General features: G+C 63.3%; 18 protein-coding genes. 5 read left to right on the top strand and 13 right to left on the bottom strand.

Translation table 11 applies throughout. The features are described 5' to 3' along the window. Nucleotides 1–8 precede the first annotated feature (8 nt). From U4Y90_RS22560 to U4Y90_RS22550, 3 genes are read left to right on the top strand one after another with little or no spacing between them, the layout of a single operon-like run. On the top strand, nucleotides 9–2,255 hold the full coding sequence (locus tag U4Y90_RS22560) for a DUF802 domain-containing protein (RefSeq protein WP_321797875.1): 2,247 nt from the start codon (nucleotides 9–11) through the stop codon (nucleotides 2,253–2,255). Beyond that, a complete protein-coding gene (locus U4Y90_RS22555) occupies nucleotides 2,252–2,899 on the top strand; it encodes an OmpA family protein (protein WP_321797874.1) in 648 nt (215 codons plus the stop codon). The genes U4Y90_RS22560 and U4Y90_RS22555 overlap by 4 nt, the downstream gene beginning before the upstream one ends. Further along, nucleotides 2,892–3,476 (top strand): DUF2894 domain-containing protein, encoded by a 585-nt coding sequence (locus U4Y90_RS22550; protein ID WP_321797873.1) that lies wholly within the window; start codon nucleotides 2,892–2,894, stop codon nucleotides 3,474–3,476. The genes U4Y90_RS22555 and U4Y90_RS22550 overlap by 8 nt, the downstream gene beginning before the upstream one ends. Nucleotides 3,477–3,516: 40 nt before the next feature. On the opposite strand, the gene U4Y90_RS22545 is transcribed toward U4Y90_RS22550, so the two are convergent. The 8 genes from U4Y90_RS22545 to U4Y90_RS22510 all read right to left on the bottom strand — a co-directional run bounded on the left by U4Y90_RS22545 (nucleotide 3,517) and on the right by U4Y90_RS22510 (nucleotide 12,164). Continuing rightward, nucleotides 3,517–4,500 carry a transketolase family protein gene (locus U4Y90_RS22545; protein ID WP_321797871.1) on the bottom strand — a complete coding sequence of 328 codons (984 nt, stop codon included), beginning with the start codon at nucleotides 4,498–4,500 and terminating at the stop codon, nucleotides 3,517–3,519. After that, nucleotides 4,497–5,339 carry a transketolase gene (locus U4Y90_RS22540; RefSeq protein ID WP_321797869.1) on the bottom strand — a complete coding sequence of 281 codons (843 nt, stop codon included), beginning with the start codon at nucleotides 5,337–5,339 and terminating at the stop codon, nucleotides 4,497–4,499. The genes U4Y90_RS22545 and U4Y90_RS22540 overlap by 4 nt, the downstream gene beginning before the upstream one ends. Nucleotides 5,340–5,365: 26 nt before the next feature. After that, nucleotides 5,366–6,694, bottom strand: coding sequence for an MFS transporter (locus tag U4Y90_RS22535; RefSeq protein WP_321797867.1), 1,329 nt, complete (start codon nucleotides 6,692–6,694; stop codon nucleotides 5,366–5,368). A 55-nt stretch (nucleotides 6,695–6,749) separates the two neighbouring features. Then, the gene (locus U4Y90_RS22530) at nucleotides 6,750–7,499 is read right to left on the bottom strand and encodes an SDR family NAD(P)-dependent oxidoreductase (protein ID WP_321797866.1); all 750 of its coding nucleotides are present in this window, start codon (nucleotides 7,497–7,499) and stop codon (nucleotides 6,750–6,752) included. 93 nt (nucleotides 7,500–7,592) lie between these two features. After that, entirely contained in the window at nucleotides 7,593–8,486 is an 894-nt protein-coding gene (locus tag U4Y90_RS22525) for a LysR substrate-binding domain-containing protein (RefSeq protein ID WP_321797865.1), read from the bottom strand. 6 nt (nucleotides 8,487–8,492) lie between these two features. Continuing rightward, nucleotides 8,493–9,080, bottom strand: a complete 588-nt coding sequence (locus U4Y90_RS22520; protein ID WP_321797864.1) for a peroxidase-related enzyme — start codon at nucleotides 9,078–9,080, stop codon at nucleotides 8,493–8,495. A 48-nt stretch (nucleotides 9,081–9,128) separates the two neighbouring features. Then, nucleotides 9,129–11,738, bottom strand: a complete 2,610-nt coding sequence (locus U4Y90_RS22515) for a PAS domain-containing protein (protein WP_321797862.1) — start codon at nucleotides 11,736–11,738, stop codon at nucleotides 9,129–9,131. A gap of 240 nt (nucleotides 11,739–11,978) precedes the next feature. Next, complete coding sequence (locus tag U4Y90_RS22510; RefSeq protein ID WP_321797860.1) at nucleotides 11,979–12,164, bottom strand: hypothetical protein; 186 nt, start codon at nucleotides 12,162–12,164, stop codon at nucleotides 11,979–11,981. A 158-nt stretch (nucleotides 12,165–12,322) separates the two neighbouring features. Here U4Y90_RS22510 and U4Y90_RS22505 point away from each other — a divergent pair, with 158 nt between their 5' ends. Continuing rightward, nucleotides 12,323–13,477 carry an aldose epimerase family protein gene (locus U4Y90_RS22505; protein ID WP_321797858.1) on the top strand — a complete coding sequence of 385 codons (1,155 nt, stop codon included), beginning with the start codon at nucleotides 12,323–12,325 and terminating at the stop codon, nucleotides 13,475–13,477. 2 nt (nucleotides 13,478–13,479) lie between these two features. Here the strand turns inward: U4Y90_RS22505 and U4Y90_RS22500 are convergent, their stop codons facing one another. Genes U4Y90_RS22500 through U4Y90_RS22480 form a run of 5 tightly spaced genes read right to left on the bottom strand, consistent with a single transcriptional unit; the run spans nucleotide 13,480 to nucleotide 19,353 of the window. Beyond that, entirely contained in the window at nucleotides 13,480–14,667 is a 1,188-nt protein-coding gene (locus tag U4Y90_RS22500; protein ID WP_321797856.1) for a serine hydrolase, read from the bottom strand. 2 nt (nucleotides 14,668–14,669) lie between these two features. Next, the gene (locus tag U4Y90_RS22495; RefSeq protein ID WP_321797855.1) at nucleotides 14,670–15,845 is read right to left on the bottom strand and encodes a serine hydrolase; all 1,176 of its coding nucleotides are present in this window, start codon (nucleotides 15,843–15,845) and stop codon (nucleotides 14,670–14,672) included. 11 nt (nucleotides 15,846–15,856) lie between these two features. Beyond that, entirely contained in the window at nucleotides 15,857–17,263 is a 1,407-nt protein-coding gene (gene hydA / locus U4Y90_RS22490) for a dihydropyrimidinase (RefSeq protein WP_321797854.1), read from the bottom strand. Nucleotides 17,264–17,274: 11 nt separating this feature from the next. Then, complete coding sequence (locus U4Y90_RS22485; RefSeq protein ID WP_321797853.1) at nucleotides 17,275–18,003, bottom strand: aspartate/glutamate racemase family protein; 729 nt, start codon at nucleotides 18,001–18,003, stop codon at nucleotides 17,275–17,277. Between the two features lie 51 nt (nucleotides 18,004–18,054). After that, nucleotides 18,055–19,353 (bottom strand): MFS transporter, encoded by a 1,299-nt coding sequence (locus U4Y90_RS22480; protein WP_321797851.1) that lies wholly within the window; start codon nucleotides 19,351–19,353, stop codon nucleotides 18,055–18,057. Nucleotides 19,354–19,525: 172 nt separating this feature from the next. On the opposite strand from U4Y90_RS22480, the gene U4Y90_RS22475 reads away from it, so the two are divergent. Next, entirely contained in the window at nucleotides 19,526–20,257 is a 732-nt protein-coding gene (locus tag U4Y90_RS22475) for a GntR family transcriptional regulator (protein ID WP_321797849.1), read from the top strand. The last annotated feature ends 6 nt before the right edge of the window (nucleotides 20,258–20,263 follow it).

Here is a 20,263-nt window from a genome sequence, read left to right as displayed (position 1 = left end):
GGCTCGCTATGCCCCGAAATCTTTTGCACATCGCTGTTTTCTCGACTGGCCTTGCCGCGGTCCTCGGCATCGGCATTGCGTATATCGCATCGAATGCGATCGCGTTCGCCGTCACGCTCGTGATCGCCGGATGCTATCTCGCCGGCGCGGCCGAATTGCGCCGCTATCACCAGATCACCGGCTCGCTCGAACACGCCGTCCAGCAACTCGCGACTGCGCCGCGCAGTCTCGTCGTGTGGCTCGACAGTCTGCATCCGAGCCTGCGCAATGCGGTGCGTCTGCGTGTCGAAGGCGAACGCGCGGCGCTGCCGGGTCCGGTGCTCGCGCCGTATCTCGTCGGCTTGCTCGTGCTGCTCGGCATGCTCGGCACGCTGCTCGGCATGGTCGCGACGCTGCGCGGCACGGGCACGGCGCTGCAGAGCGCATCGGATCTCACGGCGATACGCGCATCGCTCGCCGCGCCGGTGACGGGTCTCGGTTTCGCGTTCGGCACGTCGATCGCGGGTGTCGCGACCTCCGCGATGCTCGGCCTCCTGTCGGCGCTGTGCCGTCGCGAACGTCTGCATGTCACGCAGCAACTCGACATCAAGATCGCGACGACGCTGCGCGTCTTCACTCAGGCGCATCAGCGCGAGGAAACGTTCAAGCTGCTCCAGCTTCAGACCGAATTGATGCCGAAGCTCGTCGATCGTCTTCAGTCGATGACCATCGCGATCGAGCAGCAGAGCCTCGCCGCGAGCGAGCGTCAGATCGCGAGTCAGGATGCGTTTCATGCGAAAGCGGAGACGTCGTATCGGCGGCTGGCGACATCGGTCGAATTGTCGTTGAAGCAAAGCGTCGCCGACAGCGCGCGCGCCGCCAGCGCCGCGTTGCAACCCGTCATGCAGGCGACGATGGACGGCATCGCCCGCGAAGTCACCGCGTTGCACGGCAATGTCGAGCAAGCGGTGGCGCGTCAGCTGGACGGCTTGTCGAGCGGCTTCGAGGCATCGTCGGCGAAGGTCGCGGAGATCTGGAACGCGTCGCTCTCCAGACACGCGCAGTCGAACGCAGCGCTCGTCGGCGAGATGGGCGCATCGCTCGATCGCTTCGCGCAAGCGTTCGATCAGCGCGCGACGGCGCTCGTCGAAGGCGTGTCCGTGCAAATGGATCGCGTGTCGGGCGGGCTGCAGTCGTCGGTCGCGAAACACGAGCAATCCAGCGATGCGCTGGTCGCGCGCATGGATGCATCGCTGGAACGTTTCGCGCAGACTTTCGATTCTCGTTCGTCCGGCCTGATCGGCGATGTTGCCGCGCGCCTCGAAACCGCGACGGGCAACATGGCGCAAACATGGAGCGACGCGCTCGCACAGCAGGCGCGCGCCAACGAACAAACCGCCGCGCAGAATCAGAACGCGTTGACGGCCGCCGCGGCCAGTTTCGAGGGGCATGCGGCAGCGCTCGTGCAATCGGTCGACCGGTCGCATGCGGACCTGCGCGCCGAACTCGCGCAGCGCGGCGAAGAGCGTCTCGCGGCATGGAGCGGCGCGCTCGACACGATGGCCGGCTCGTTGCGCGAGCAATGGCAGGAAACGAGCGAGGTCGCCGCGAATCGTCAGAAGGACATCTGCGATGCGCTCGCGCAAACCGCGCGCGACATGTCGACGCAATCGCAGACCCACGCGAGCGCGACCATCGCGGAGATCGAGCGGCTTGTCGCGGCCGCCTCGGAAGCGCCGAAGGCCGCCGCCGAAGTCGTCGCGGAAATGCGTCAGAAGCTTTCCGAGTCGATGGTGCGCGATACCGCGATGCTCGATGAGCGCAGCCGCCTGCTCGCCACGGTCGAGACACTGCTCGATGCGGTCAATCTCGCATCGAACGAACAACGCGCGGCGATCGACGCGCTGGTCGATACCTCGGCGACGCTGCTGGAACGCGTCGGCACGCAGTTCACCGGGACGGTCGAAACGCACGCCGGCAAGCTCGGCTCGATGGCCGCGCAAGTGACGACGAGCGCCGTCGAAATGGCGAGCCTCTCGGATGCGTTCGGCGCGGCCGTGCAGTCCTTCGGCGAATCGAACGACAAGCTCGTCGCGCATCTCGAACGCATCGAAAGCGCGCTCGACAAGTCGCTCGCACGCAGCGACGAGCAACTCGCGTACTACGTCGCGCAGGCGAAGGAAGTCATCGATCTGAGCATGATGTCGCAGAAGCAGATCGTCGAGGACTTGCAGCATATCGCGGGACAACGCGTGGCCGGAGCGCGGGCGGCATGAACGAGGAAATCGACGGCGGCGCGGAACACGCCGCGCCGATCTGGGCCGCGTTCGCCGATCTGATGTCGGTGCTGCTGGGCGCGTTCGTGCTGATACTCGTCGGCGTGATCGGCGTGCAGTTGCAGCTCGAGAACAAGCTCGACGAAGAGGTGAAGCATCGGCAGGAAGAGACGCAGCGGCGCAAGACACTGGAACAGGCGCTCGCGGGGCCGCTCGCGTCCGGCCGCGTGACGCTCGTCAACGGGCGCATCGGCATCAGCGGCAATGTGCTCTTCGCGCTCAACTCCGATCAGTTGCAGCCGCAAGGCCGCGACGTGCTGAAGAGCCTGGCCGGGCCGCTCGCCACGTATCTGCGCGCGCATGAGGAAATCCTCATGGTGAGCGGTTTCGCCGACGATCAACAAGTGCACGAAGGCAACCGGCGCTTCGCGGACAACTGGGAGCTGTCGGCAAAACGCGCATTGACCGTCATGCGCGCGCTGATCGATGCGGGCGTGCCGTCCTCTTCGGTGTTCGCGGCCGCGTTCGGCTCGGAGCAGCCGGTGAGCTCCAACGCCGATGAAGTCGGACGCGCGAAGAATCGTCGCGTGGAAATTTCCGCTGTGCCGCGTCAATCCGATGGCGCGGCGAAGGCCCATGACTAGCGCGACGCCGGCACGCGCGATGCTCGACGCATGGCGCGCGAGCGGCGACGATCGCGTGAACCCCGTGCGCTTTCATCTCATCGATGCGCTGGACCGACGCGCGGCCGCGTATGAAGGCGAAGCGCGCCGCATGCTCGATGAACGCGTTGCGCAACTGCTCGATGCCTATCGCCGCGATATCGAGCGCGCCGCATCGCCCGACGCAGCGAACCATGAAGCCGACCAACACGGGCCGCTCGCGAGGCTGGTCGACGATATCGCGAAGGCGTCGTCGACGCACGAGACATCGCATGCGGAATTGCTCGACTACTTTCGCGCGGTGTGGTCGAAAGTCAGCGCGGAAAAGCAATTGCGCGATTCCCTCGCTCAAGTGCCGAAGAACGCAGGGCCGCTCAATTCGAGCAGTCTCGTGCATCGTTCGCTGTCGCTCATGCGCGAAGTGTCGCCGGGTTATTTCCAGCAATTCCTCGCCTATGCCGATGCACTTTCGTGGATGGAAGCGCTGAACGGGCCGGGCGTGATCGTCGCAAAGGAGGCGGCGGGCGCGAAGAAGGGCGGGCGCAAGAAGAAGGCTTGAAGCGCCGCGCAATTCATCGAACCGCGCGGCGAAAGGCGTGTTACGCGAGCCAGCCTTTGATCGTGCTCGACATCACGTTCGTCGAAATGCCGTAGCGGTCATGCAGCGTCGGCAGCGCGCCCGCATCGAGAAACGCATCGGGCAGCGCGATCTGACGATACGTTGGCGCGACGCCGGCGGAGAGCAGCGCCGTTGCCACCGCTTCGCTGAGTCCGCCGATCACCGTATGATTTTCGGCCACCACCACGAGACGCCCCGAACGCTTCGCTTCACGGACGATCGTCTCCGTATCGAGCGGCTTGATCGTCGGGACGTGCAGCACGGCGACATCGACGCTATCGGCCTGCAAGGCGCTGGCGGTTTCGAGCGCGCGCATCGTCAGAATGCCCGACGAGATGATGAGCACGTCGCGGCCGTCGCGCAGAAGCTTCGCTTTGCCCAGCTCGAACCGGTAGCCGTATTCGTCGAGCACGGCGGGCACGTTGCCGCGCAACAGACGCGCATACACCGGGCCCTTGTGCGCGGCGATGGCCGGCACCATCTGTTCGATATCGAGCGCGTCGCACGGATCGATCACGGTCATGTTGGGCATCGCGCGCATCAGCGCGAGATCTTCCGCCGCCTGATGGCTCGGGCCGTAGCCGGTCGTCAGTCCCGGCAACGCCGCGACGATCTTCACGTCGAGATTGTCTTCAGCGATCGTCTGATGGATGAAGTCGTATGCGCGGCGTGTCGCGAACACCGCATAGGTCGTGACGAACGGCTGCGCGCCTTCGTGTGCGAAGCCCGCCGCCGCGCCCATCAGCAATTGCTCGGCCATGCCCATCTGATAGTAGCGTTCGGGAAACTCCTTCGCGAAGACATGCAGGTCCGTGTACTTGCCGAGGTCGGCCGTCATGCCGATGATGTTCGTCTTCGCGCGCGCCTCTTCCACGAGTGCGTGGCCGAAGGGCGCGGAACGCGTGACCTGTCCTTCGCTGGCAATCGACGCGATCATCGCCGACGTTTTCAGGCGGGTGCTCATGCTTGTCTCCCTGCTTCGAGTGCTTCGAGCGCCAGTTGCCATTCATGGGCATCGACGCGGATGAAATGGTTTTTCTCGCGCTGTTCGAGGAAGGGCACGCCGCAGCCCATCTTCGTATCGCACACGATGATGCGCGGCTTCGCGTTCTTCAGATTGCGCGCGTTGTCGAAGGCCTGCTTTACGGCGTCGATATCGTTGCCGTCCACGCGCTGCACGTACCATCCGAATGCTTCGAGCTTGTCGACGAGCGGCTCGAAGGCCATGATCTGCGTCGACGGGCCGTCGGCTTGCTGATTGTTCACATCGACCATCGCGATGAGGTTGTCGAGCTTCCAGTGCGCCGCCGACATGAGCCCTTCCCAGATCGAGCCTTCGTCGAGCTCGCCATCGGAGAAGAGCGTATAGACGAAGGACTTCGAGCCCTTGCGCTTCAGGCCGAGACAACGGCCTACCGCGATCGTGAGACCTTGCCCTAGCGAGCCGCCCGACATTTCCATGCCGGGCGTATAGCTCGCCATGCCGGACATCGGCAAACGGCTGTCGTCGCTGCCGTAGGTTTCGAGTTCCTCTTGCGGCAGGATGCCCGCTTCGAACAGCGCGGCGTACAGCGCGATCGCATAGTGACCGTTGGAGAGCAGGAAGCGGTCGCGGCCTTCCCATTCCGGATCGTCGGGGCGGTAGTTCATCGCGCCGAAGTAGGCGACGGCCAGCACATCGGCGATGTCGAGCGCCTGACCGATATAGCCCTGGCCCTGGACCTCGCCCATCAGCAGGGCGTTGCGGCGGATACGATAGGCGCGCTCGGCGAGCGTCACCTCCTCGATGACGGGAGTACTCATGCGTTGTCTCCTTGAGTGAACTGGAATCAGCGGTTGACCGTCTTGGCGGGCACGAAGAACACGAGCACCGCACCGATCACGATGGCCACCGAAATGAAGATCAGACCCGCGGTCGATTTGCCCGTGAAGTCGTTGAGCCAGCCGACGATCGCCGGCGAGAAGAAGCCCGCGAGATTCGCGAAGCAGTTGACCGCGGCGATGCCCGCCGCCGCCGACATGCCGCCGAGCACGGCCGTAGGCAGCGACCAGAATTGCGACGACGATGCGAGAATGCCTGCCGCCGCGATGCTCACGCAGACGATCGATGCCCCCACGCTGCCGAGCATCGGCAAGGTGGCGAAGCCCGCTGCGGATACGAGCATCGGAATCGCGAGATGCAGGCGGCGCTCGCGGCGCTTGTCGGCACTCGCGCCGATCAGCGGCAGCGCGACGATGGCGCAGAGATACGGAATCGCGGTGAGAATGCCGACCCACAGCGGGTCCGCCACACCGGTGCGGCGCACGATCGTCGGCAGCCAGAACGTGAGTCCGTATTGACCCAGCACGACGCAGAAGTAGATCGCAGCCATCAGCCACAAACGGCGATCGCCGATGAACGCGCGGATCGACACATGCCTGACGGTCTGCGCGTTGTCCTTTTCGACATTGCGCCTGAGCAGTGCCTTCTCTTCGTCGGTGAGCCATTTCGCGCCGGCAATGCCGTTGTCGAGATAGAAGAGGATCGCAATGCCGAGGAAGAGCGAGGGCAGCGCTTCGAGCATGAAGAGCCACTTCCATCCGGCGAGGCCGTGAACGCCTTGGAACGCATGCATGATGTAGCCCGACAGCGGACCGCCGACGATGCCCGCGAGCGGAATCGCCATGAAGAAGAGCGAGAGCGCCTTGGCGCGGCGCGCGGCGGGGAACCAGTACGTCAGATAGAGAATCACGCCCGGCGCGAAGCCCGCTTCGGCGACGCCGAGCAGAAAGCGCAGGACATAGAAGATCGTCGGCGACTTCACGAACACGAAGCTCGCGGAAATCACGGCCCACGTCAGCATGATGCGCGCGAGCCAGTTGCGCGCGCCCACTTTATGCAGAATGATGTTGCTGGGCACTTCGAACAGGAAGTAGCCGAGAAAGAAGATGCCCGCGCCGATGCCGTAGATGGTTTCGCTGAAGCGCAGATCGTTGAGCATCTGCAGCTTGGCGAAGCCGACGTTGACGCGATCGAGATACGCGCCGAGATAGCACAGCATCAGAAACGGAATCAGGCGGCGTCCGACCTTCGCGTAGGTCTTGGCTTCGAAACTGCCTGCATCGTCGGGCGATGCGAATTCGGCGCTGACCGCGGCTGCGGATAACTTTGATTTCATGTGTGTCTCCATCCATGTTCGACGCCCCGGTAACCAGGTGCGTCCGTGCGTGCGATCAATGGATCAACATACCGCCGTTGACATCGAGCGTGACGCCAGTGAGGTAAGACGAAAGATCGCTGGTGAGGAACAGGCATGCATTGGCGATATCCGCGGCATCGCCGAGCCGTCCGAGCGGAATGCCCTTGATGATGTCCGCGCGCATCTCGGGCGTGAGCTTGCCGCCGGTGATATCGGTTTGAATCAGGCCCGGCGTGATCGAATTCACGCGTATGCCGTCGGCGCCGAACTCGCGCGCCATCGCCTTCGCGAGACCCAGCACGCCGGCCTTCGCCGCGCTGTAATGCGGCCCGCCGAAGATGCCGCCGCCGCGCTGCGCCGATACCGACGACATGCACACGATGCTGCCGCTCTTCTGCTTTTTCATCTGCGGAATGACGGCCTGCGACATATGGAGCGTGCCGCGCAGATTGACATCGATGACGGCATCGAAGTTATCCGCGCCGATCTCCAGCGTCTTGATCGGCTGCGTGATGCCCGCGTTGTTGATGAGCGCGTCGATGCGTCCGTATTTCTCGATGGTCGCGTCGGCGGCGGCGATGCATGCAGCTTTGTCGGTGACATCGCAGGCGAGACCGAGATGGCCTTCGCCGAGATCGTCGGCCGCGCTCCGTGCGTCGGCTTCGTTGAGGTCCAGCACGACGATGCGCGCGCCCTGCGCCGCGAGCGCCTTCGCCGTCGCTTTGCCGATGCCGCGCGCCGAAGCCGCGCCCGTGACGATCACTACCTGGTTCTCGAGCAACATCGTTGTCTCCGTTGATTGTCTGGTGTAGGCGCAGTTTCTTCGCCTTTGACCTGACGATCAACGCACTTTGGCTCAACTATTGCTGAGAAATTTTCAGGTATCGGCGCGACGCTCGATTTGCTCGTCCATCCAGGCGAGAAACTTGGCGACGCGCGGCAAGCCGGCGTTCTGACTCGGGTATACCAGATGATGCGCCCCGACTTCGACCGCGTACTCCTTGCCGAACACGGGGACGAGCGAGCCGCGCTCCAGATGCCGCGATGCGAGCATCGTGCTTTCCAGCGCGATGCCGTGGCCGAGCGCCGCCGCTTCGAGCGACATGTACGAGCGATCGAATGAAAAGTCGAACGCCTTGCGCTTCACCGCGACGCCGAACTTGCCGAACCACTGCTGCCATTGAACGAGCGGCGATTCGGAGAGAATCAGACGCCGATCGAGCAAGTCGTCTGGAGAAGCGACGGGAAAGCGCTCCAGATACGCGCGCGAAGCGAGCGGCGCGATGGTTTCGTGCCGCAGCGTCTTCACTTCGATATCGGTCCAGTGCGCATAGCCGTGACGCACGGCGATGTCGTAATAGCCGGATGTGAACGACACGTCTTCATACGAGCACGCGAGGTTCATCTGGATGTCGCCATTGGCTTCCTGGAAGGCGGCGAGACGCGGCAATAGCCACATCAGCCCGAAGCTCGGACTCGAATGAATGCGCAGGATCTCGACGGAGGTCTCGCTCGACGCGCGCTCGGTCGCGCGATTCAGTTCGGCGAGCGCCCCGGTGACATCGGAAAGATATTGCGTGCCCGTGGGCGTGAGAACGAGGCCGCGGCCCAGTCGCGTGAACAAGGGCCGGCCGACGATGCTTTCCAGATTCGCCAGTTGATGACTCACGGCCGAGGGCGTGAGGCCGAGTTCGTCGGCGGCGCGGTTCACGCTCTTCGTGCGCGCGACGCTTTCGAACGCGATGATGGATTTCAGCGGAGGCAGGCGCATGGGTGCTTACTTCGGCTCCTTCGGCACACGCCCCATGAGGAAGAACTCGTCGTTGGGCCGCATCGACATGACGTTCGCCATGCGATTCGACAAGCCGAAGAAGGCCGTGATCGCCGCAATATCCCAGGCATCTTCGTCGCTGAAACCATGCGCATGCAAGGCGGCGAAATCCGCATCGTCGACGGCGCCCGACGCGCGGCACACCTTCAACGCGAAATCGAGCATGGCCTTCTGACGCGGCGTGATATCCGCCTTGCGATGATTCACCGCCACCTGATCCGCGACGAGCGCGTTCTTTTCATAGATGCGCAGAATCGCACCGTGCGCAACGACGCAATAGAGGCAATCGTTCACCGCGCTCGTCGCGACGACGATCATCTCGCGTTCACCCTTGCTCAGGCCGCCGTCCTTCAGCATCAGCGCATCGTGATAGGCGAAGAATGCGCGAAACTCATCGGGCCGATGCGCGAGCGTGAGGAACACGTTCGGCACGAAGCCCGCCTTGTCCTGTACTTCGAGAATGCGCGCGCGGATGTCGTCGGGCCAGTCTTGCGGATCGGGAACGGGATAGCGGCTGATGGGCGGTTGCGTCATGACGTCCTCGAAGGCGTTGATCGAACGCCCATTGTAGAGCCAGGACCTTCAGCGCGTGACCGTGAGCGAAGACAATAACTTTAGAAGACTGTCCACATTCACGGGCTTCACGAAGTGATAGTCGAAGCCCGCCGATTGCGCGCGCAGTCGGTCTTCTGCCTGACCATAACCCGTGATCGCGATCAGCAAGGGCTTCGTGTCTCCCTTGCGACGCAGGCGTCGCGCGAGCTCATAACCGTCGATATCGGGCAGGCCGATATCGAGCAGCGCCACATCGGGCTGCAACAGCGGCGCGGCTTCCAGCGCTTCGGACGACGAGTAGGCGACACGCGCGACATGGCCCTCGGACTCGCACAGCATCGCGAGCGAATCGGCGGCATCGCGGTTGTCGTCGACGACGAGGATGCGCAGCGCCGCGCGCGTCTCGCGCAGGCTCGTCTCCGAAAGCGCGAGCGCGGAGTGCCTTTCGTGATGATGCAAACGCGGCAGCCGCACGGTGACGGTCGTGCCGAGGCCCGGTCCGGGGCTTTGCACGGTGATCGTTCCTTTATGCATCTCGACGAGTTTCTTCACGAGTGACAGCCCGATGCCGAGACCGCCGTTCGAGCGGTCGAGCGTGCGCTCGCCTTGCGAGAAGAGTTCGAATACCTTCGGCAGCAGATCCGCCGAAATGCCCGTGCCGGTGTCGGCGATGATGATCGATACCCATTCTTCGACGGCCTGTACGCTCACGGTGATCCGGCCTTGCTCAGGCGTGTACTTGCTCGCATTGTTCAGCACGTTGACGAGGATCTGCGAGAGCCGCGTGGGATCGCCGCAGACCCATGTGGTCGCGTCCGATACATCGACGTGAATGTTCTGCGAGCGCGACTCGACCATGCCCGCGATCGCCTCGACCGCGTGATACACCGCGGTGCCGACGAGAATCGGTTCGAGTTGCAGCGCGATGCGTCCTTGCGTGATGCGCGACACTTCCAGCAGGTCGTCGACGATGCGCGTCATATGCTCGACCTGCCTGCGCATCAGATCGATCAGATCGCGCAGATGCGCGTCGCCGTCCTGGTCCTTTTGCAGCAGCGCGATGGCCGTGCGCAACGGCGCGAGCGGATTGCGCAGTTCATGCGCGAGCATGGCGAGGAACTCGTCCTTGCGGCGTCCCGCTTCGCGCAGCATCAACTCCATGTGCTTGCGTTCGGTGATGTCGATCACGCTGCCGATGATGCGCAGCGGCTCGCCGTCCTTGCTGCGCTGAAGCAGCGCGCTGCCCTGCATCCATTGTTCGCCGTGCCGGTTGCGCACGCGAAATTCGAAGTGGCCGTCGGGGTTGGCGCCGGTCGCGATGCTGCGAATGTAGCGGTCGAGCGTAATGCTGTCGTCGGGATGCACGCGTGCGAGCGCGGCTTCGTAGCTGAGCGTTTCGGTGATCTGGCGCTCGCCGCCGGTTTCGAGAAACAGCGTCCACGTTGCGAGCTCGATCGATGCGATATGAATGTTCGCGGCCTGCATCGCCACCGTCAGACGCAAGCTACGCGCTTCGATCGCGGCTTGCGCTTCATAGCGCGGCGTGACGTCGGTCGTCGTGCCGAACCATTCCTGCAGATTGCCCTTGTCGTCATAGAGCGGCGCGGCATGCGCCTCCACCATGCGATAGACGCCGTCGCGCCGGTACATGCGAAAGGTGAGCGTGCGCGCGGCGCCTTCGCGCAAGGCGTCGAGCCATGCCTGATGCGTGCGCTCGCGATCGTCGGGATGGATGTAATCGAGCCAGCCCCAGCCGGACAGCACATCCGGCGACGTGCCCGTGAACTCCTCCCATTCGCCGCCCGATGGACGAATCTCGCCGTTCGCATCGGCGGACCAGACGAGCGCGCCCGTGGTTTCGACGAGCGCCCGATAGCGCCGCTCGGACAGGCTCAGGCGTTCCTCGTCGGCGCGTTGCGCGCTGATGTCGAAGCTCACGCCATAGACGCGCGTGAGCACGCCTTGACGGTCGAACTCGGGATGCCCGCGCATGCGCAGCCAGCGGCGTTGCCCCTGATTGCCCTGAAGCACGAAGTCGAATTCGAACGGGCCGCCGTCGCGCAATGCTTCGGTGAGTTTGTGCTGAAACGGCTCGCGATATTCGGGCGCGACGCGGTCCCACACTTCCGAAAGAAGAACCGCTTCGGTTCCTGGGGGAAAAGAATAGAGCGCGGCGAGCTGCGCGGTCATGCGCACGACGCGCGTCTTCATGTCCCATTCCCACGCGCCCATGCGAGCGCCCGCGAACGCGGCCTGCAAGCGACGTTCACTCGCCTCGTACATCGCCCATGCGTGACGGCATTCGTGAATGTCGATCGCGACGCCGACGGTGTCGCCGATCTGTCCTTCCTCGTCGCGTCGCGCCTGAAGATGCAGCGTGTGCCAGCGGAATACGCCGTCGTTGCGCAACAGGCGTACATCGACATTGCGAAGCAGGGTGCCGTCGCGCATTTGACGCAACGCGTCCAGAACGGGGGGAATGTCGTCGGGATGGACAAAAGCTTTCCAATGCCGCCCGACGAGCGCGGGAAGGGGAATGCCGAGATAGCGACACGCCCATGGATTGGCGTACTGGATCACCCCGTCTCGCGCCGCGCGCCATACGAACGACGGCAGGAAATGCGCAGGATCGTGCATCTGGCGTCCTTGCTTGCTTTATTCCGGCGAGGCGCGTCGCCGCACGCGGCATCGGAGGCTGCGATAGCTTAGGCATACCATACAACAAAAGCGATGGCCCACGATGCAAGGCGCGGGGCAGGTTATCATCCTCCGATCACGCTATATGTAATTTGTACGTGTTGAAAAATCCATTCATCTAATGAATTCGCGCGGGCCGTCCGACTCACGAAACAGAAAGCGCGCGTGACGAGGCAACAATTAGCCCGCTTCGCCGACGTCCTTCGGATTCGGCAGCTTGCTTTCCTTGCCTTGATCGGTGCGTTTCGGCGGCGCGGGTTCGTCTTTCATCGCACGCTTTTGTTCGTCGGACAGGCGGCGATCCGCCACGTTCGGGTCGTCGGGCGTCTGCTTCGGCGGCGTGGGACGATCGGTGTTCTCGTTCATGGATGGCTCCTTGTCGTCAGCGTCGGTTGAGTGCGGATAGCGGGCGCATGACGCGTGCCCGGCCAATTTCAGGCATAGCCGATGCTGAATTTCGTTTCGCGCTGTCCTCGTCGGACGACGCACAGGCCGTATCGAACGATCGCTCTTTCATACCGCTCATGCCGGACGCGAAAAACACGCTCATCCGCATTGCCGCCCTTGCTTGTGCGACGTTCACGTCGACAGGCGGCTTTGCGGCATCGATCGCGTCGGCTGCTTATGGCGCGACGCAACAGGGGCAGGCGGTCACGCAATTCACGCTGTCGAATGCACGCGGCGTGACGATGAACTGCATTACCTACGGCGGCATCGTGACGCGTCTCGATGTGCCTGACCGGCGCGGACGTCGCGCGGATATCGTGCTCGGCTTCGGCTCGCTCGGCGATTACGAGAAGTACAACGGCAAGATTCACTTCGGCGGTCTGATCGGGCGCTATGCGAATCGCATCGCCGATGGAAAGTTCGAACTGGATGGACGCAGCTACAGGCTGCCCGTCAACGAGCCGCCGAACACGCTGCACGGCGGCCCGCACGGATTCGACGAAAAAGTCTGGACCGTGGTGCGCACGTTCCAGGGCGCGCAAGGCGCGGGCGTGCAGCTTCGCTATGTGAGTCCCGATGGCGAGAACGGCTTTCCCGGCACGCTCACGGTCGATGTGACCTACACGCTCACCGACGACAACGAAGTGCGCATCGACTATCGCGCGAAGACCGACAAGCCGACCGTCGTGAACCTCACGAACCATAGCTATTTCAATCTCGCGGGCGAGGGCAGCGGCACGGTCGAAGCGCAACTCATCATGATCGCCGGATCGAGCTATACGCCCACGCGCGCCGATTCGATCCCGACAGGCGAGATATCGAGTGTCGAGAACACGCCGCTCGATCTGCGAGCGCTGACGCCGATCGGCGCGCGGCTGCGTTCGTCGCATCAGCAGATGCGTTATGCGCATGGCTACGATCACAACTGGAAGCTCAACAAGAACAGCGCGCGTATTGGTGAGCCGGGCTTTGCCGCGCGCGCATACGATCCGCCGAGCGGCCGCGTGCTCGATATCTACACGACGCAGCCGGGCCTGCAGTTCTACACGGGCAACGGTCTCGACGGCAGCGCCATCGGCACGTCGGGCACGGCGTATCGGCAAACGGATGGCTTCGCGCTCGAAACCGGGCATTTCCCGGACTCGCCGAATCGTCCCGCATTCCCGTCGACCGAGCTCAGGCCCGGCGACGAGTATCACGAAGTCACGGTCTGGAAAATCGGCGTGCGTTAGCGTCAAAGCCGGGGCAGATCGGTCGGGTCCACTTGCGTGCCCGGCACTCCCTGCATATGCGCGCTGATCGCGAGCTCGTGCTCGAGGGCCGCGCCGCGCTCCTTCGATGGCCGCGCGTGACTCGCGTTGTCGAGTGCGGGAATCACGTAGTCGTTCACCATCTGCCGGAAGATCTGCAGGTTCTTCGCATCGCGCAGGCCGCCGTCGACGGACATCACGCTCGTCATCACGATCACTGTGTTGCGCTCGGGCAGCACGGTGATGAATTGCCCCTTGAAGCCCATCGCGTCGAATTCCGTTTCCTTCTGCACGATGTTGTTGATCCACCAGTAATAGCCGAAGTATGGCGCGACGCCGGGCGACGTCATCTGCGTGATCCACGTTCGCGGCACGATCTGGCGGCCTTGCCAGCGGCCATGATCGAGCACGAGCATGCCGATCTTCGCCATGTCGACGGCGCGCAGGCGCAAGCCCCATCCCGCCGACACGAGGCCCGAGCGGTCCGCGCGCGCCCATACCGCGTGCTTCATGCCGAGCGGGCCGAACAGCTTCGCCTGTGCATATTGCTCGACGGGCTGGTGCGCGGCGGCGCTCAACATCGCGGCGGCGAGGATCGGATTGATGTCGGTGTATTCGAACTCGGAGCCGGGCGCGGCCTTCGGATTCGTTTGCGCCGCGAGCTTCAGGCGATCGGGTGCGGCGTAGTAGATCGGATCGTCCTTCGGCTTGAAGTCGTAATGCAGGCCGCTCGACATCGAAAGCACATGCTTGAGTTCGACGTCGCGCTTGTCGGCGAAATCGGCGCGCAGATCGGGACGCCATGCGGCGAGCTTCGTTGCGACGGAATCGTCCAGACTGACTTCGCCGTTGCCGATGAGGATGCCCGCGACCATCGACGTCACCGACTTGGTGACCGAATACAGCTCGTAGTTCGAGTCGCGCGATGCGCCCGCGCCATAGCGCTCGAATATCAGCTTGCCGTCCTTCACGACGAGCAGGCTGTAGACATCGAGCTTCTGCTCGCGAATCCATTGCGACAGACGCACGAGCTCGCGCGAATCGACGCCCGCGTCTTCCGGCCACGCCTGCGTGAGTCCCGCTTCATGCAGCGGCGCGGCCGCCTGCGCGCTCGCGATCGACATGGCGACGATGGCCGGCGCAATGCAGTTGAGCAACGAACGTGATTTCATGATCAGGTCTCGGGTGCGTCGTTGAATGCGGCCGCCGTGCCGGGCACGCCTTGCGTCTTGTTGCTGCGTTCGAGTTCGTCCTTCTGCGCTTCGGTTCTGGCGGCTGTCGCGGCGGGCCGTGTCGATGGCATCAGAGCGGGCAGGATGAAATCGTTCACCATGCGACGGTACTGATTCAGATACGTGGCGTCGCGCAATCCGCCATCGGTGGGCAAGAGGCTCGTCATCACGACGACCGCATGTTGCTTCGGCAGCACGGTGATGAATTGCCCCTTGAAGCCCATCGCGCCGAATTCCGGCTGGCCCTTCTCGACGACATGCTGAATCCAGCAGTAGTAGCCGTAATCGGCGGCGGCGGGCGAGGGCGTCGTCATTTGTTTTATCCATGTGCGCGGCACGACTTGCCTGCCTTGCCAGCGGCCGTCGTCGAGCAGCAGCATGCCGATCTTCGCCATGTCGACGGCGCGCAGACGCAGACCCCAGCCGCCCGCGACAGCGCCGGTTTCATCGACGCCGGTCCAGCGGTAATGCGACATGCCGAGCGGCTCGAACAGCTTCTTCTGCGCGAAGCGATCCTCGCGTTCGCGGGCCGCGACGCTCACGGCCGCGCCGACGAGCACCGGATTCACGTCGATGTAATCGAAATTCGTGCCCGGCGGCTTCGCGGCTTTCGCCGTCACCGCGACGCGCAAGCGATCCGGCGCGCCGTAGTAGAGCGGATCGGTGCCTTCGCGCGTCTGATAGCTGAGGCCGCTCGACATCGACATCAGATGGCGCAACTCGATGTCCTGCTTGTCCGCGAGTTGCGCGGCGAGATCGGGCCGCGTCTTCGCGATGAGCGGCGCGACCTTCGTCGAAGGATTCAGCTTGCCTTCGCCTTCGAGCACGCCGACGAGCAATGACGTGATCGTCTTCGTGACCGAATACAGCTCGTAGTTGTTATCGCGCGTGAGGCCGTCGCCATAACGTTCGAACACGATCTTGCCGTCCTTCACGATGACGAGACTGCGCACATCCATCTTGTCCGTGCGAATCCACTCCGACATGCGCACGAGCGGCGCGGAATCGACGCCGACGGATTCGGGCACGACGTTCGGCATGTCTTGCGATGCGTTGCCCGCCGCATGGGCGGTTACACATGCGAGCGCCGCCGCCATTGAAGTCAACATGAGCTTCATCGATAACACCTTCATTCGAGATTGGGCTTGCCCGCGGGCACGAAGCGTCCGCGTCCCGCCTGAACGTTCAAGAGCCTGCCGTCCTCGACGAGCAGTTCGCCGCGCGAGAAGCAATGACGCGGCCATCCGGTCACTTCGATGCCTTCATAGGGCGTGTAATCGACCGCGTGATGCAGCGACGCATTGGCGATCGTCACGCGCTTTTCGGGATCCCACACGACGATGTCCGCGTCCGCGCCCACCGCGATCGTGCCTTTCCTCGGATAGAGGCCATAGAGCTTCGCGGGCGCGAGCGACGTGAGTTCGACGAACTGATGCAACGAGATGCGTCCTTCCTTGACGCCCTTGAAAAGCAGCGGCAAGCGTGTCTCTAGCCCGGGAATGCCGTTCGGAATGTGATCGAACGAGACTTCCTTGCCGCCCGGCTTCTTGCCTTGCGGATCGTCATAAGAGAACGGCGCGTGATCGGAAGAGACAAGCGAAAACACGCCCTGGCGCAATGCCTTCCACACCGCGTTCTGATTCGCGGGGTCGCGCGGCGGCGGACTGCATACGCATTTCGCGCCTTCGTATTCACCGTGGCCGAGATCGTCGGCGGTCAAGTACAGGTATTGCGGGCAGGTCTCCGCGAGGATCGGCAGACCGCGCGACTGGCCCCAGCGAATCTGCTCGATCGCATCCGCGCCCGATACATGCACGATGAGAATCGGTACGTCGACGAGCTCGGCGAACGCGATCGCGCGATGGGTCGCCTCGCGTTCGACGACTGCCGGCCTTGCAAGCGCATGCGCGTGAGGCGCATGAAGGCCTCTGCCCAGCAGACGCTCGGTGAGCCAGCCGATGCAGTCCGAGTTCTCCGCGTGCACCATCACGAGCGCGCCATGCTCGCGCGCGACCGTGAGCACGTCGAGCATCTGACGGTCGTCGAGCTTGAGATCGTCGTAGGTCATGTAGACCTTGAACGACGTGTAGCCGTTCTGGATGAGACGCGGCAACTCTTGCGCGAGCACGTGCGGCGTAGGATCGGCGACGATCAGGTGAAAGCCGTAGTCGATCAGCGCGCGTCCTTCCGCGCGGCTGTGATAGTCGTCGACGGCGGCCTGCAGCGATTGCCCCTTCGCCTGTGCGGCGAATGGAATCACCGTGGTCGTGCCGCCGCACAACGCGGAGCGCGTGCCGGAGAGAAAATCGTCGGCCATGCGCAAGCCGTCGGGCATCGGCTGATCGAGGTGACAGTGGCCGTCGACGCCGCCCGGCAGCACCAGCATCCCGCTCGCGTCGAGCTCGCGCGGCGCGCCCGGCAGACCTTGCCCGAGCGTCGCCACGCGGCCGTCGCGAATGCCGATGTCGCACGAAAAACGGTCCGACGCGGTGACGACGTCGGCGTGACGAATCACGAAATCGAGATCGTTCGACATCGCCCGTCTCCTTAGATGACTTCGCTGAACAGACGGCCCCAGCCCTTCACGCTGCGCGTGTCGTAGTCCGCGAGCTGCAGCGATTTCCATACGACGGTCGTGATCGTGTCGTAGATCGGAATGCCGGTTTCCTCTTCGAGCTCAGGCACGAGATGCGCCGCGTTCAGGTTCGTGCAGAAGATGGAGATCGCACGCGGCTTGTCCTTCGCGACTTCGCGCACCATGCGGCGGATTTCATCGGGCTGAACTTCCGAGAACGAGAAATTGACCTTCAGATTCAGATGCCGTTCTGCGATGCAGTTCAGACCTTCGCTGCGATAGTTCGCGATGATCTTCTCCTGCACGTCGTCGAGATACGGCGTGACGAGGCCGAACTCACGCGCATCGGTCTTCTTCAGGATTTCATTCAACGCGAGCACGGATGTCGTCGCGGGAATGCCGGTCGCTTCGGTGATGCGGCGGCACAGACGCTCGTCGGCCTCGAAGCCGAGCCAGCCCGATGACGTGCCGTTCCATGCGATCACATCGACTTTCGCATCGGCGAGCAATTGCGCCGCCTGCAGGATCTTCGAGTCGTCGAACTGGCCGAGCGCCTGGTCGGAGAGCGAGATTTCCGTCACCGGAAAGCGCGCGAAATGTGCGGAGACGCCGGGCAGGTTCGCGACCATTGCGCTCGTCAACGGTTCGAGCGACGTGTTGGACGAAGGCGTGAGCATGCCGAGCAAAGTGCGTTTTTTCATCGTGATGTCTCTTGTGTGAATTGAGCGAAGCGTCGTTGCATGAGTCCCCGCTTAGACGGGAATCTTCTTTTCGTAATCGATGAGGCTGGAGCACGCGAGCAAGCCGATGCCGGCCGCCGCGAAGAACATCAGCGCGAGGAAGTAGGAGTGCGTGAACTGCACGATCGCACCGACGATGATCGGCACCGCGACGCCGCCGATATTGCCGCCGAGATTCATGAAGCCGCCGAGAAAGCCGATCTTGTTGCGCGTGCCGAGCGACGACGGAATGCACCAGTAAAGACCGCACCAGCGCAGGAAGAAGAGCGTCGAAGACAGCAGGGCGACGACCGCGACCGCGTTCGTCACATACGCGACCGAGAAGATCGACACGGTCGCGATGACCGCCGCGATGCCGAAGAGCGTGCGCATCACGACGTTCGGACGTCCGCCCGCGGCCTTCCACTTGTCCGCGATCCATCCGCCGATCAGCTCGCCGATGAAGCCGCTGAAGAAGATGATGAAGCTCGAACCGCCCATCTGCTTGATGTCGAAACCATGAACCATGTGCAGGTAGTTGGGCATCCACGTGAGCAGGCCGTAGAACACGCTGTTGAAGCACATCCAGCCGAAGAACATGCACCACACCGAGCGGTACTTGAAGAAATCGCGCGTGCGGCCCGAGAGCGACGCCGGTTCCGCGGCGGCGTCGCGGGCATGCGATTCGTCGATGTAGGCCGCTTCGAGCTCGTTCACGCCCGGATGCTCGCGTGGTGTATTGCGTACATAAAACCAGGCGAGGATGCCCGCGAGTACCGTGCCGACGCCCGCCACCGCGAACGCGAGCCGCCACGAGCCGAGCATCGCGATCAGGCCGGTGATCAGGATCGCGCCCAGCGCCGCGCCGAGCGGGGCGCCGCCGTCGAGCAGCGTCGCGCCGCGGCCGCGCTCGGTTTGCGTCATCCAGATGGCGTTGAGCTTGCCGCCCGCCGGATAGATCGGCGCTTCCGACGCGCCGAGTCCGAGGCGCGTGAGCAGCAGGCTCGGCGCGTTCGTGCAGACCGCCGCGATCGCCTGGAAAAAGCCCCAGAAAACCGTTGCGGACGCGATCACGACGCGCGGCTTGAAGCGGTCGGCGAGCATGCCGCCGGGAATCTGCATCAGCGCGTAGGTCCAGAAGAAGGAGGAGAGGATGAGCCCCTCCATCGCAGGACCGATATCGAACTCCTTGGAAATCAGCGGCATCGCGACGGACAGCGACGCGCGGTCGATGTAGTTGATCGCGATGAGGCTCAGCATGACGACGAAAATCTTCCAGCGAACGGTGGACCTGCCCACCGTCAATGCGGCAACACCGGATGTTGAAGACATGAACGGCTCTCCTGGATAGGCGAATGTTTTCGTGACGTCGCGCAACGTTGAGCAGAGTATAGGATTAGAAATTTATAATTACAAACAGTGTAAACGATTGGTTTTATTGAAATTTAAACTGCACGTTCGCGGTGCAGGGTTTTCACCAAGATCGTGATAAGCTTGCACTGCGATGAACCAGACCACCAAAAGCCCCCTCCTTTTGCGCACGCGCGGCATGGCCGCGGAGATCGCTGCGCGCCTGCGCGACATGATCGACGAGGGCGAACTGCCGCCCGGCGCGCGCATCGACGAAAAAGAATTGAGCACCGCGTTCGACGTGTCGAAGACGCCCTTGCGCGAGGCGCTGAAGGTGCTGGTGTCGGAGGGGCGCGTGACGCACCGGCAGTACATCGGTTATCGCGTCGCGGAGATCGATCTCGACGATCTGGCCGCGACGTTCGAGCTGCTTCACGGCCTCGAGGCGATGGCGGGCGAACTGCTTACAAAGCGCATTTCGAATGCAAAAGTCGCGGCGATCGCGGCGAAGCACCGGCGCATGGTGGAATGTCACGAGGCCGGCAAGCGCATCGAGTATTTCAAGCTGAATCAGCAGATCCACCAGATGATCGTCGATGCCACGGACAATCCCGTGCTCGCCAATATCTATGCGACGTTGATGTCGAAGGTGCATCGGGCGCGCGGCGCGGCGAATGCCGATACCTTGCGCTGGGCCGAATCCGCGAGCGAGCACGAAGCCATTCTGGCCGCGCTCGAAGATCCCGCGCACGAAGCTTTGCCGACGATCCTGCGCGAGCATTCGGAGAATACGGCGCGCGAAGTGCTCGCCGTGCTCGAACGCGCGAAGGGCGATGCGCCCGCCGCGCGCATCGGCGATCTCGCGCGCGAGGAAGCGTCGGGCTGAACGCTT

The organism is Caballeronia sp. J97 (genome assembly GCF_905220305.1).
In the GTDB taxonomy this organism is placed as follows: Bacteria; Pseudomonadota; Gammaproteobacteria; order Burkholderiales; family Burkholderiaceae; genus Caballeronia.
Note: the sequence above shows the minus strand (reverse complement) of the source record. Positions and strands in the feature narration are given on the sequence as shown.

Excerpts from the sequence above, each read along its gene's own strand:
- U4Y90_RS22560 (WP_321797875.1), top strand. The coding sequence starts at position 9 with ATGCCCCGAAATCTTTTGCACATCGCTGTTTTCTCGACTGGCCTTGCC.
- U4Y90_RS22555 (WP_321797874.1), top strand. The coding sequence starts at position 2,252 with ATGAACGAGGAAATCGACGGCGGCGCGGAACACGCCGCGCCGATCTGG.
- U4Y90_RS22550 (WP_321797873.1), top strand. The coding sequence starts at position 2,892 with ATGACTAGCGCGACGCCGGCACGCGCGATGCTCGACGCATGGCGCGCG.
- U4Y90_RS22545 (WP_321797871.1), bottom strand. The coding sequence starts at position 4,500 with ATGAGCACCCGCCTGAAAACGTCGGCGATGATCGCGTCGATTGCCAGC.
- U4Y90_RS22540 (WP_321797869.1), bottom strand. The coding sequence starts at position 5,339 with ATGAGTACTCCCGTCATCGAGGAGGTGACGCTCGCCGAGCGCGCCTAT.
- U4Y90_RS22535 (WP_321797867.1), bottom strand. The coding sequence starts at position 6,694 with ATGAAATCAAAGTTATCCGCAGCCGCGGTCAGCGCCGAATTCGCATCG.
- U4Y90_RS22530 (WP_321797866.1), bottom strand. The coding sequence starts at position 7,499 with ATGTTGCTCGAGAACCAGGTAGTGATCGTCACGGGCGCGGCTTCGGCG.
- U4Y90_RS22525 (WP_321797865.1), bottom strand. The coding sequence starts at position 8,486 with ATGCGCCTGCCTCCGCTGAAATCCATCATCGCGTTCGAAAGCGTCGCG.
- U4Y90_RS22520 (WP_321797864.1), bottom strand. The coding sequence starts at position 9,080 with ATGACGCAACCGCCCATCAGCCGCTATCCCGTTCCCGATCCGCAAGAC.
- U4Y90_RS22515 (WP_321797862.1), bottom strand. The coding sequence starts at position 11,738 with ATGCACGATCCTGCGCATTTCCTGCCGTCGTTCGTATGGCGCGCGGCG.
- U4Y90_RS22510 (WP_321797860.1), bottom strand. The coding sequence starts at position 12,164 with ATGAACGAGAACACCGATCGTCCCACGCCGCCGAAGCAGACGCCCGAC.
- U4Y90_RS22505 (WP_321797858.1), top strand. The coding sequence starts at position 12,323 with ATGCCGGACGCGAAAAACACGCTCATCCGCATTGCCGCCCTTGCTTGT.
- U4Y90_RS22500 (WP_321797856.1), bottom strand. The coding sequence starts at position 14,667 with ATGAAATCACGTTCGTTGCTCAACTGCATTGCGCCGGCCATCGTCGCC.
- U4Y90_RS22495 (WP_321797855.1), bottom strand. The coding sequence starts at position 15,845 with ATGAAGCTCATGTTGACTTCAATGGCGGCGGCGCTCGCATGTGTAACC.
- hydA (WP_321797854.1), bottom strand. The coding sequence starts at position 17,263 with ATGTCGAACGATCTCGATTTCGTGATTCGTCACGCCGACGTCGTCACC.
- U4Y90_RS22485 (WP_321797853.1), bottom strand. The coding sequence starts at position 18,003 with ATGAAAAAACGCACTTTGCTCGGCATGCTCACGCCTTCGTCCAACACG.
- U4Y90_RS22480 (WP_321797851.1), bottom strand. The coding sequence starts at position 19,353 with ATGTCTTCAACATCCGGTGTTGCCGCATTGACGGTGGGCAGGTCCACC.
- U4Y90_RS22475 (WP_321797849.1), top strand. The coding sequence starts at position 19,526 with ATGAACCAGACCACCAAAAGCCCCCTCCTTTTGCGCACGCGCGGCATG.